Raw genomic sequence first — 11742 nt, 5'->3', positions numbered from 1 at the left:
TCTTTCACGATTGGCTTAAGAAGGTGGATGCTGCCGCGTGCGAGGGTGCGGAATTGAACCAGCGGGCAGCCTTGCTGACAGCAGTATCTATTGCGCTTGCCTCGGCATCAAATCTTGTAGCTTCGTTTGCGTAGCTGCTCGACGCCGATGTCCTCGGCGGCCATGCCAAGACATCGATTGAAACTCACTTGACGATGACTCTTTGCGCGCCAAACTCGAGTGATAAGCGTGCGCGCTCTTGTCGCCTTGTCGCCTCTCAAGCGGTGCTTGCTGCTGCCGGACTCAGGTCCGAGAAAGCGGCGGAAGCGAGTGCTGTCCGCGATTCATGCATATGAACTTGGTTTCACCTAGCCCGGCAAGAACTGATGTGAAAGAGGCAGGCTGTGCTGATGTTGGATCCCGCAGAGGCCGCGGCGTTGCAAGTCCGGGAGATCGTCATGAGTGAGCTTGATGCGAGGGCGCTTCCTAAATGTGGTGAACGACTACGGAGTGCGGCACTACCGCTTCACCCGCCAGTTCCACAACGCCCCACCCGCCATCAGCACGCAGGTGCCAAGGAACACCGCGCGCATCCCGTAGTGCCCGCCGACGAAGCCGCCCAGCAACGGCCCGAGCACCTGTCCGGTGTACCGCGCCGACACCGACCATCCCAGCATCTGCCCCGCCGCGCGCTCCGGCGCGTTGTGGCGGATCACGCTGGCGATGCACGGCAGCAGTCCGCCCAGCGACAGCCCCATCAGGAAGCGCAGCACCACCAGTTGCCACCCTGAAGTCACGAAGGCCTGCGGCACCAGCAGCACGGCGGAGATGGCCAGGCATCCGACGATCACGTTCCAGTGCCCGACACGGTCCGCCAGCTTGCCGAGCCGCGCGGAAGACAGGATGCTGCCCAGCGCGGCCGCCGACATCACGAGGCCGGCCATCATGGTCACATGCACCGGGTCGGCCACGAGTTGCGCGACGTAGACGGTGATGATCGGCTCGATCGACATGTTGGCCAGCATCAGCAGCGTGCCGGTGATGAACATCGCGACGATCGGCCCCTTGTCCTCGATCGATGCCCAGCCCACCTTCGCCTGCGCACCCTTGGCGACGGGCGGCCGCTTTTCCTCTCGGATCAGCGTCACGGTCGCCAGGAAGGCCACGAAGATCACCGCGCCCGCCGCAAAGAAAGTGTTGCGGATGCCGATCAACGGCGGCAGCGCTCCCCCGATCAGCGGCCCGACCAGGTTGCCCGCCATGATGGCCGACGACATCGTGCCGAGCGCCCAGCCGGTGCGATCCTTCGGCGTTTGCGTGGCCACCAGCACCATCGAGCCCGAGGCATAGCCGCCAAGCAGGCCCGCCAGCAAGCGCAGGCCGACCAGATGCCACACGTTGTCCGCCACGCCGATCAACGCCATCGCCACCGCCATGCCCAGGCTGGCCCGGATCAGCATCAGTTTGCGGCCGTAGAGATCCGCCAGCTTCCCCCACAGCGGCGCGCACAACGCCGCGCTGAAGAAGGTCGCGCCGAAGGCCACGCCCGACCATTGCACGATGGCCGCAGGGTCCGTCACGCCCAGTTGCTCCACGTACAGCGGCAGGAAGGGCAGCAGCAGTGTCATCGCCACGATGGTCGTGAACGAACCGAACATGCAGACGATGAGATTGCGCCGCCAATGCGGGTGCGAGGATGCTTCGGCCATCCCTTGATTCTGCGGCGCGCCTGCGCTTCGGGGCCCTGCTGATTGACGGCGCGGGCCATCGCGCCTCGATGCGCCCGCGTGGGGTCGCCAGCGGCCAAGTCACATGGGTCGCGGCACTGCCAACGCCGTCGCAAATCGGCGGCCCAAGGCGCAGCGCCTAAAATACAGCCCGCGCCGCTGCTCCGAGGTGCCGCATTCCGTTCAACCATCCGGGGCCATGTAGAGGACTACCATGTACAAAAACCTCGTGGCCGCGATCGCGGCTGCCTGTGCTTTTTCTTCCCCCGCCTTTTCCCAGACCGCCGCACCGGTGACCCCGCCGCTCAAGGTCGGCTTCGTCTACGTCACGCCGCTGACCGATGCCGGCTGGGTGCACCAGCACGAACTCGGCCGCAAGGCCGTCGAGGCTGCCCTGCCCGGCAAGGTCAAGACCACCTACGTCGAGAACGTCTCCGAAGGCGCTGACGCCGAGCGCGTGATCCGCGACCTGGCCCAGTCGGGCCACAAGCTGATCTTCACGCCCAGCTTCGGCTACATGGAGCCGACGCTGAAGGTGGCGCGCGACTTCCCCGACGTCAAGTTCGAGTCGGTCACCGGACTCAAGACGGCCGACAACGTCGCCACCTCCAACGCCCGCTACTACGAGGGCCGCTACCTGGCCGGCGTGGCCGCGGGCCGCATGACCAAGACCCATGTGGCCGGCTATGTCGCGGGCTTCCCGATCCCCGAGGTGCTGCAGGGCATCAATGCCTTCACCCTTGGCATGCGCTCGGTCGACCCGAAGGCGCAGGTCAAGGTCGTGTGGCTCGACGAATGGTTCAATCCGCCGAAGGAACGCGATGCCGCGATGTCCCTGTTCAACCAGGACGTCGATGTCATCGCCTTCCACACCGGCTCCACTGCCGTCATGACCGCCGCCCAGGAGCGCGGCAAGATGGCCGTCGCCTACCACTCCGACATGCGCAAGGTCGCTCCCGACGCGCAGATCGTCGCCGTTACCCATGAGTGGGGCGGCTACTACACGCAACGCGCCCGCGCCGTGCTCGGCGGCAGCTGGAAGAGCGGCTCGATCTGGGGCGGCGTGAAGGAAGGGATGATCCGTGTCGGCGACTTCGGCTCCAAGGTGCCCAAGAGCGTGCAGGACGAGGTGATGGCCCGCCAACGCGACATCGGCAGCGGCAAGCTGCAGCCCTTTGCCGCAACGGCCGACGTGCGCGACAACCAGGGCCGCGTCGTGATCCCGAAGGGCAGTTCGCTCACCGACGCCCAGATCCTGCAGATGAACTGGCTGGTCGAGGGCGTGCAAGGCAAGGTGACTCGCCACGGCGCGTGACGGCCGCAGCGGGATGGCGCGCGCGGGGCGCTCAAGCCTCAGTCAATGAAGCCGCGCGTGCGTTTGAAGTAGGCCGCGTCTTCCGGAATCGACTTGATGCGCACCGCCGGCTGTCCCGCATACAGCACGCACTCTTCGCTGTGCGCCTTGTTCAGCACCGAGCCCGCCCCCAGGATGCACCGGTCCGGCAGCACCGCCCCGCCAATGGCGGTGATGCGCGTGCCCACGAGGCAGTAGGCGCCAATCGAGATCGGCTTGCAGTCCTGGCGCGCCGTCACCGCATCGATGCCATGCGTGATGAGCTGCGAGTGGTAGCCGGCCACGGTCGTGAAGGCGCCGATCTGCACCCGATCGGTGCAATCGATGATGTGCGACTTGGTGACGGCGGCATGGGCGCCGAGCAACAGCGAGGGGTCACGCCCGGTGCGGTGCGTGAAATGCGCGCCGGCAGGCGGATGGCCGGTGATCCAGTTGCCCCGCTCGATGCGCGAATGCTCCCCGCACACCACGCGTCCCAGGTGAATCGCGACGTTGAAATGCCCGATGTAGGCATGCTCGCCCATCTCCAGTTCACCCGGAAAGATGTACGACAGCCCGATGCGCGCGCTGTCCGCGATGCGATAGCCCCACACCTTGCGCAGCAGCCAGCGCTTCAGGGGCCAGGGCAGGGCCACGACGAGGAGCGACAGCAGCTTCTTCATGCGGCGCCCTGCCGGGCGTCGATCGCCTTGCGGTAGGTGTCGATGTAGCCCTGCGCCATGCGCTCGGAGGTATAGAAGGCGGCGTTCTCGATGCCCAGCCTGCGCATTTCGTCCAGGCGCGGTACGGCTTGTTCGATCGCGGTCGCGAGGCCATCGGCGTCCTCCGGCTGGACATAGACCGCGGCCTTGCCGCCGATCTCGTTCATCGGCGCCACATCGGAGGTGAACACCGGACAGCCGCAGGCCTGCGCCTCGATGATCGGCCAGCCGAAGCCCTCCTGCAGCGAAGGGAACAGCAGCGCCGTGGCCTGTGAGTAGAGCGCACACAGGTCTTCATGCGAAACGTTCTTGGCCATGATGATCTTGTCGGCGACGCCGCTGGAGCGGGCCAACTCCTCCAGGGGCGGGGCCAGCGGCGCGCCCACGATCAGCAGCTTGTCGGCCACCGGGGGACGCCCGCTTTCGGCACTGCGACGCTGCAGTTCGATGAACGCCTTGAGGATGGTGATGCGGTTCTTGCGCGGCATGTCGGCGCCGATGTGCATCACGTAGCGGTCTTGCGGACCCAGGCCAACCCTGCGGATCACCGGCGCGGCGATTTCGGGCGCCACAGGCGCGAAGGCCGCATTGAGGCCGTTCAGTACCACGCCCACGCGCCGCTCCTCGGCCAGGCGCAGTTCCAGCAGGTGGCGCCGCGTCAGGTGGGAAACGCAGGCGACCTCGTCGGTGCGGTCCAGCCCCTTCGAGATCAGCCGCTGGAAGACGCGCCCGGTCCAGCCCACGTTCCAGCCGGGAATCATCCCGAGCCCGGCCTGGATCGCGATGACGTCGTGGCAGGTGACGATGTTCGGCTTGGCGGTTACGCGGGGCACGTACATCGCATTGGAATGGTCCGTGACATGCACCACGTCGGCCCAGCGCACATGCCGCGCCAGGGTGAGCGGGAACAGCACGAACTTGTCGATGTAGCCCACCCATTTCTGGAGCCGCTGGGGCCATGGCAGCCGCTGCACCCACGGGGTGGGCGTCACCAGGCGCACGTCATGGCCGAGCCGCGTCATTTCGCGTTCGATGACCGCCTGGAAGAGCAGCATGCTCGTCTGCCCGTCCGCAGGCAGGTTTCCTATCAGGAGCACTTTCATTGATTACAGAGATCCAGATCCGGGGAATGGGGTCGCGTCCTCAAGGAAAGTAACCCTCCCTGGAATTCACGACGATTGTGTACGGTTGCGGATACTAATTATCGGTACGCAAGCATCATTGACTCAGCGATTCTGCGTAAGCTACCCCCATGAAAGCGTACCGTGCCTCACTTTTGCGATTTGATTTCAATGGCGCAGCCCTGTTCGATGAAGATGGGCTGCTGGTCGTCGGCCCGGATTCCCGTGGCCGGCAGGTCGTGCTGGACGCCGGGCCCTGGCACCAGGTTGGCCCGCGCCATGCCGGCCTGGATGCAACAACCTTGCCCGGGCGCATCCTGGCGCCCGGATTCATCGACATGCACATCCACTTCCCGCAGACCGACATCATCGGTGCGCCTGCGGATGGGCTGCTTCCGTGGCTGGAGAACTACACCTTCCCGGCCGAAAGCCAGTTTTCCGACCCGGAACACGCGACCCAGGTGGCGGAGGTCTTCCTCGACGAGCTGATGCGCAACGGCGTGACCACTGCGCTCGCCTTCGCCACTTCGCACCCGACCTCCGTCGATGCCATCTTCTCGGCGGCGCAGCGGCGCAAGCTGCGCATGGTGGCGGGCAAGGTGCTGCAGGATCGTCATTCGCCGGACGGTGTAAGGGACGAAACTGAACAGAGCCTGATCGATACGGAAGCCTTGATCCAGCGCTGGCACAACGTGGACCGCCTCGGCTATGCCATCACCCCCCGCTTTGCGCCGACCTGCACGGACGAGCAACTGCGCGGCGCCGGCGAACTGGCCGCGCGCTACCGGGACACCTGGATCCACACCCACGTCGCCGAGAACGAGGACGAGGTCAAGTGGGTGATGAAGCTGTTTCCCAAGGCACGCTCCTATCTGGACGTCTACCTCGGCTTCGACCTGATGCGCGAGCGCTCGGTCTACGCGCATTGCATCCACTTCGACGACGACGACCGCCGTCTCATGCGTGAGACAGGTGCCGCCGCCGCCGTCAGTCCGACCAGCAACCTGTTCCTGGGCAGCGGCTTCTTCGATTTCGAGGGGGCCGACCGAATCGGCTATCACTACGGACTGGCCAGCGACGTCGGCGGCGGCACCAGCTTCAGCCCCTTCCACACCATGCTTGCCGCGTATTACGTGGGTCGCGAAGGCCGGACCAAGCCCGGCCTCAGCATCGCGCCCTCGCAACTGTGGTGGCGCCACACCGCCGGCGCGGCGCGCGCATTGGGGCTGGAGGGCGTGGTCGGCAACCTGCAACCCGGCTGCGAGGCCGATTTCCTGGTGCTGAACCCCAAGGCGACGCCGCTGCTGGCGCGCAAGACCGGGCGGGCTGCCAACCTGGAAGAGCTGCTGTTCTCGCTGATCGTGCTCGGCGACGACCGGGTGATCGAGCGGTCGGTGATCTCGCAGGCGATGCCCGAGGCGGGCGGCGTGCCAAAATCCACGCCCACTTCCCGCAGCCCCGACTTCACATGAGCATCAAGAGCGACAAATGGATCCGGCGCATGGCCGAGCAGCACGGCATGATCGAGCCCTTCGAGCCGGGCCAGATCCGCGAGCGCGAGGGTCACAAGATCATCAGCTACGGCACCTCGAGCTACGGCTACGACATCCGCTGCGCGCCTGAATTCAAGGTGTTCACCAACATCCACAGCACCGTGGTCGACCCGAAGAACTTCGACGAGAAGAGCTTCGTCGACTTCAACGAGGACTGCTGCATCATCCCGCCCAACAGCTTCGCGCTGGCGCGTACGGTCGAGTACTTCCGCATCCCGCGCAACGTGCTGACCATCTGCCTCGGCAAGAGCACCTATGCGCGCTGCGGCATCATCGTCAACGTCACGCCCTTCGAGCCGGAATGGGAGGGCTACGTGACCCTGGAATTCAGCAACACCACGCCGCTGCCAGCCAAGATCTACGCGGGCGAAGGCTGCGCGCAGGTGCTGTTCTTCGAGAGCGACGAGGTCTGCGAGACCAGCTACAAGGACCGCGGCGGCAAGTACCAGGGTCAGCGCGGCGTGACGCTCCCCAAAGCCTGAGTTCCTACATCTTGTTGCGAATAGCGCTCCCAGTGCGAGGGCGCGCGGTCATCCAGCATGGCGCTGCCGTCGCGCACCGGGCGCGGCGTTACGGAGACTCCCATGCTGTATTCACTCAACGAACTGCGCGAACTGTCGCCGATGCGCAAGTTGCTGGTGGCGCTGCTTCTGGCGATCGTGCTGGCACAGATCGTGGCCATGGCGATGATTGCCCATTCCCAAGTGCGCAAGGCCGAATGGCGCGAGGTGGCGGAGGCGCAGCAGCGCAGCCAGGTGGCCCAACGCCAGTCGCGCCCGGCCGAGCGTGAAGGGGTCATGACTGTCGGTTACACGCCGGCTCGCTGAGCCGGTACTATCTGAGCGCTATCCGGCGCATGCCGGTGAGGAGACAGCCATGAGGTGGGAAGGCAACGAACAGTCCGACAACGTCGAGGACAGAAGAAGTGTTGGCGGTGGCGGAGGAGGCGGTTTCATCGGCGGCCGCAGCATCGGCATCGGCACGATCGCAGTGGCCTTGATCGGCGGCTGGGTCCTCGGCGTCAACCCTCTCACCATCCTGGGCCTGCTCAGCGGAGGCAGTTCCCCGCAAGTGCAGCAGCAACAAGGTCCGGCACAGAAGCCGCCGGCGAACGACCGCGAGGCGGCTTTCGTCTCCACCGTGCTGAGGAACACGGAGGTGGTGTGGACTGCCATCTTCCAGCAGAACGGCAAGACCTACACGCCGCCGCGCCTGGTGCTGTTTCGCAACGCCACGCCTACCGCCTGCGGCACGGGCCAATCAGCCATGGGACCGTTCTATTGCCCGGGCGACAAGAAGGTCTACATCGACCTGGGCTTCTTCGATACGCTGAAGAACCGGCTGGGCGCGCCGGGCGAGTTCGCGCAGGCCTACGTGATTGCGCACGAGGTGGGCCATCACGTGCAGGATGAACTGGGTGTGACCGGCAAGGTCGACTCCATGCGCGGACGCCTGAGCGAGTCCCAGAACAACGCGCTGAGCGTGCGCGTCGAGTTGCAGGCCGATTGCTTTGCCGGCGTATGGGCGAACCGTTCGCAGGAATCGAAACAATGGCTGGACCCGGGTGACATCGAGGCGGCCATGAACGCGGCCCAGAAGATTGGCGACGATGCCTTGCAGCGCTCGGCCGGGCGCGCGGTGGTGCCGGACAGCTTCACGCATGGCACCAGCGAACAGCGTCAACGCTGGTTCGGGGCTGGCTTCAAGAGCGGACAGATCCAGTCTTGCGATACCTTCGCTGCGCGTTCGCTCTAGCAGGCTGTAGACACCGCGCGACCCCGAAACGCATTGCAACAGCCTGCCAAGTCGTTGAGGCGTTCACGCCGGGACCGGCTTGCCGGTCTTTGGCGCAGCAGCGTCCAGCATGTGGGCCGCGATGGCCCGTGCAGTTGCCGCCGCAGCGCTGCCCAATTCAAGCTGGCCCGAAACCGCCGCGCCGTCGTAGAGCAGCACCAACTGGCGCGCCAATGCCTCCGGGTCGCCAGCCCCGGCGTCCCTGGCCAGCCCGGTGAAGAGTTCCCGCATCCAGCCCCGCGCCTCGTCGCAGGTGGTCTGGATGCTGCCCCCTGCCTTTGATTCGCTGGCGGCGCGGTTGAAGGCGCAGCCGCGGAAATTGCCCGACGCCATCAACTCTTCCATCGCATCGAACACGCCGAGCAGGCGTTCCCGCGGCGTGTCATAGGTCGCGAGTCTGGCGGTGATGCGCAGCTTGCGCGCCTCGTGCCGGGATTGCAGGTAGGCGCGAATGAGTTCTTCTTTGCTGCCGAAGCAGTCGTAGAGCGAGGCCTTGGCCACGCCCGCGCGCTCGATCACCCGCTCGATGCCGACCGTGTTGATCCCACCTTCGTAGAACAACTCGTCGGCCGCCGCCAGCAGCCGTTCGCGAGCAGAGGTGCGCGGCACCGCCGAAGATTTTTTCATTTCCATGGGATTGACATTACCAGACCGGTCTGTACACTGCAAGTAGCAGACAGACCTGTCTGTTCGAAAAATTCCGATTCCAGGAGTGCGAAACCACCATGACGACTGCCTGCACCACCGTAACCCCATCCGCGACCGCCCGCCCCGCTGCTGCCACTCGCCACGTGCCGTGGCGCCTGTCGCCCAACGCGGCCTTCCTGCTGCAAGCCTCGATGACCCTGGGCTTCCTGGCCGGGTCGAGCGCGCCGACGCCGTTCTATGCGATCTACCAGCGCGCCTGGGGCTTTTCGTCGACGATGCTGACGGTGGCTTTCGGGGTCTACGCGATCGCCGTGCTGCTGGCGCTGCTGTTCGGTGGCCGGCTGTCCGACCACGTCGGGCGCCGGCCGGTCCTGATCGGCGCGGCGTTGGCTCAGGCGGCCAGCATGCTGATCTTTGCCAGTGCCGATGGCTTGCAAGACTTGCTGCTGGCGCGCGTGGTGCAGGGCGTTTCAGCCGGCGTGGCGATTGCCGCGGCCGGTGCGGGCTTGCTGGACATCGACAAGGGCCGCGGGGCGCTGGCCAATTCGCTCGCGCCGATGATGGGCACCGCCGTCGGCGGCTTGCTCGCGGGAACGATGATCCGTTACCTGCCGGCGCCGATGCACCTGGTCTATGCGGTGCTTGGCGTGGTGTTCGTGATGCAGGCGGTGCTCGTGTACTTCATGGCGGAAACTGCCGCTGTGAAGGGTGGCGCGCTGGCTTCGTTGAAGCCGCGCCTGGCGGTGCCGGCGGGCGTGCGCGGGCCTTTGCTGCGCGTCGCGCCGGCACTGGTTTCCGTATGGACGATGGCCGGTTTCTATGCATCGCTGGGGCCGACCTTGCTGAACGGCCTCTCGGGCGGCGCCGGCTCGGTGATCCTGGGCAGCAGCGCGCTGTTCGTGCTGGCGGGCAGCGGCGCGCTGGCGGTGCTCGTCACTCGGAACCTGGAGCCACATGCGCTGTTGCGGCTGGGTGCTGGCGCCTTGCTGGTCGGCATGGCCACGGCAATGGCCGCGGTGGCTCTGCGTGAGCCCGGCTTGTTCCTGCTGGGCACGGCAGTGGCGGGCATTGGCTTCGGCACCGGATTCCAGGGCGCGCTGCGGACCATCATCGGGCTGATCCAGGCGCACGAACGGGCGGCGGTGCTGGCGGTGCTGTTCGTCATCTCGTACCTGGCGATGGGGCTGCCGGCGATGGCTGCGGGCTATGGCGTCGCGCATCAAGGCAGTATCGCCAGCACGGCCTACGAGTTTGGCTCCGGCGTGATCCTGCTCGCGTTGCTGGCCCTGTTTGGAACCGTTCGGCGCTGAACCGGCGAGTCGGGAATAGGTGGTTTTCCCCGGGTTTTTTGCTGATTTTTGCGGCAGTGCGACAATCGGGGGTTCATGACCAGTTCTTTTTCAAATCTTTCGCTGGCTGAGCCGCTGGCGCGCGCCGTGGCCGAAATGGGCTACGAGACCATGACCCCGATCCAGGAGCAAGCCATTCCAGTGGTGCTCGCGGGTCAGGACGTGATGGGCGCGGCCCAGACCGGGACCGGCAAGACGGCAGCTTTCGCGCTGCCTTTGCTGCAGCGGATGCTCAAGCACGAAAACGCCTCCACCTCGCCGGCGCGCCACCCGGTGCGCGCCCTGGTGTTGCTGCCCACGCGCGAACTCGCCGTTCAGGTCGCCCAGCAGGTCGAGTTGTACGCCAAGTACACCAACCTGCGCAGCGCGGTCGTCTTCGGCGGCATGGACATGAAGCCGCAGACGCTGGAGCTGAAGAAGGGCGTCGAGGTGCTGGTCGCTACGCCCGGCCGCCTGCTCGACCACATCGAGGCCAAGAACGCGGTGCTCAACCAGGTCGAGTACGTGGTGCTCGACGAGGCGGACCGCATGCTCGACATCGGCTTCCTGCCAGACCTGCAGCGCATCCTCAGCTACCTGCCCAAGAGCCGCACCACGCTGCTGTTCTCCGCGACCTTCTCGCCGGAAATCAAGCGCCTGGCGAGCAGCTACCTGCAGAACCCGATCACGATCGAGGTGGCCCGGCCGAACGAAACGGCCTCTACCGTCGAACAGCATTTCTACAGCGTGAGCGACGACGACAAGCGCCGCGCGCTCAAGCAGATCGTGCGGCAGCGCGGCATCACGCAGGCGTTCGTGTTCGTCAACAGCAAGCTTGGTTGCGCCCGGCTCGCGCGTTCGCTGGAGCGCGAGGGCCTCAAGACCACCGCGTTGCATGGCGACAAGAGCCAGGACGAGCGCCTGAAGGCGCTGGACGCGTTCAAGAAGGGCGAGGTCGATCTGCTGGTGTGCACCGACGTCGCGGCGCGCGGCCTGGACATCAAGGACGTGCCGGCGGTGTTCAATTTCGACATCCCGTTCAACGCCGAGGACTACGTCCACCGCATCGGCCGTACCGGCCGCGCCGGGGCTTCTGGCCTGGCCGTGAGCTTTGCCAGCGGCGGCAACGACGGTCGCCTGGTGGCCGACATCGAAAAGCTCATCAAGAACAAGATCGAGCTGGAAGCACTGGAGTTCGACGAGGACCGTCCGCGCGGCCGCATCAACGACGGCCGCCGCCATTGGCGCGAAGAGGGCGAGGCCGGCGATGCACGCGATGTGCTGGACGCGCCGCGCGAGCGTGGCGGATTGCGTAGCGGAGGGCGTCCGCACCGCGCGCCTGCCGCACCGCGCGATCCGTTCTTCGATCAACCCTACGAGGCGGGGCAGCGCGAAGCCGCGCCGGCATGGGAAGCGGCTGCGAAGAGCGCGCCTGCGGTGCGCGGAATCTCGGCCAACATCAAGAGCAAGCGCAAGGTCGCCGCCCTGTTCAAGACGCCCGTGCCGAGCAACTGACGCGCAAGCTCGGCAAGCGAGG

General features: G+C 65.9%; 11 protein-coding genes. 7 read left to right on the top strand and 4 right to left on the bottom strand.

What is annotated here, in order from left to right; genetic code table 11:
* Positions 1 to 497 precede the first annotated feature (497 nt).
* Positions 498 to 1688: an MFS transporter gene (locus WKW79_RS22770; protein WP_340337480.1), complete on the bottom strand. Its 1191-nt coding sequence runs from the start codon at positions 1686 to 1688 to the stop codon at positions 498 to 500.
* 232 nt (positions 1689 to 1920) lie between these two features.
* On the opposite strand from WKW79_RS22770, the gene WKW79_RS22765 reads away from it, so the two are divergent.
* Positions 1921 to 3021, top strand: coding sequence for a BMP family ABC transporter substrate-binding protein (locus tag WKW79_RS22765; RefSeq protein WP_340337479.1), 1101 nt, complete (start codon positions 1921 to 1923; stop codon positions 3019 to 3021).
* 38 nt (positions 3022 to 3059) lie between these two features.
* Here WKW79_RS22765 and WKW79_RS22760 read toward each other — a convergent pair whose 3' ends face one another.
* Positions 3060 to 3722: an acyltransferase gene (locus WKW79_RS22760; RefSeq protein WP_340337478.1), complete on the bottom strand. Its 663-nt coding sequence runs from the start codon at positions 3720 to 3722 to the stop codon at positions 3060 to 3062.
* Positions 3719 to 4864: a glycosyltransferase family 4 protein gene (locus tag WKW79_RS22755; RefSeq protein WP_340337477.1), complete on the bottom strand. Its 1146-nt coding sequence runs from the start codon at positions 4862 to 4864 to the stop codon at positions 3719 to 3721. Before WKW79_RS22755 ends, WKW79_RS22760 begins: the two co-directional genes overlap by 4 nt.
* Before the next feature lie 149 nt (positions 4865 to 5013).
* Here WKW79_RS22755 and guaD point away from each other — a divergent pair, with 149 nt between their 5' ends.
* The 4 genes from guaD (at position 5014) to ypfJ (ending at position 8190) form a co-directional block, all read left to right on the top strand.
* Complete coding sequence (guaD, locus tag WKW79_RS22750; protein ID WP_340337476.1) at positions 5014 to 6354, top strand: guanine deaminase; 1341 nt, start codon at positions 5014 to 5016, stop codon at positions 6352 to 6354.
* Positions 6351 to 6917: a dCTP deaminase gene (dcd, locus tag WKW79_RS22745; protein WP_340337475.1), complete on the top strand. Its 567-nt coding sequence runs from the start codon at positions 6351 to 6353 to the stop codon at positions 6915 to 6917. Before guaD ends, dcd begins: the two co-directional genes overlap by 4 nt.
* A 102-nt stretch (positions 6918 to 7019) precedes the next feature.
* Positions 7020 to 7262 (top strand): hypothetical protein, encoded by a 243-nt coding sequence (locus tag WKW79_RS22740; RefSeq protein ID WP_340337474.1) that lies wholly within the window; start codon positions 7020 to 7022, stop codon positions 7260 to 7262.
* Positions 7263 to 7311: 49 nt separating this feature from the next.
* Entirely contained in the window at positions 7312 to 8190 is an 879-nt protein-coding gene (ypfJ, locus tag WKW79_RS22735; RefSeq protein ID WP_340337473.1) for a KPN_02809 family neutral zinc metallopeptidase, read from the top strand.
* Positions 8191 to 8253: 63 nt separating this feature from the next.
* Here ypfJ and WKW79_RS22730 read toward each other — a convergent pair whose 3' ends face one another.
* Positions 8254 to 8856 (bottom strand): TetR/AcrR family transcriptional regulator, encoded by a 603-nt coding sequence (locus tag WKW79_RS22730; RefSeq protein WP_340337472.1) that lies wholly within the window; start codon positions 8854 to 8856, stop codon positions 8254 to 8256.
* A 98-nt stretch (positions 8857 to 8954) separates the two neighbouring features.
* Here WKW79_RS22730 and WKW79_RS22725 point away from each other — a divergent pair, with 98 nt between their 5' ends.
* Positions 8955 to 10187 (top strand): MFS transporter, encoded by a 1233-nt coding sequence (locus WKW79_RS22725; protein WP_340337471.1) that lies wholly within the window; start codon positions 8955 to 8957, stop codon positions 10185 to 10187.
* A 75-nt stretch (positions 10188 to 10262) separates the two neighbouring features.
* Positions 10263 to 11720, top strand: a complete 1458-nt coding sequence (locus tag WKW79_RS22720) for a DEAD/DEAH box helicase (protein WP_340337470.1) — start codon at positions 10263 to 10265, stop codon at positions 11718 to 11720.
* Positions 11721 to 11742: the final 22 nt, after the last annotated feature.

It is taken from the genome of Variovorax robiniae (genome assembly GCF_037889955.1).
GTDB lineage: Bacteria > Pseudomonadota > Gammaproteobacteria > Burkholderiales > Burkholderiaceae_C > Variovorax > Variovorax robiniae.
The sequence above is the reverse complement of the archived record's forward strand: the minus strand, read 5'-3'. Positions and strand labels throughout refer to the sequence as shown.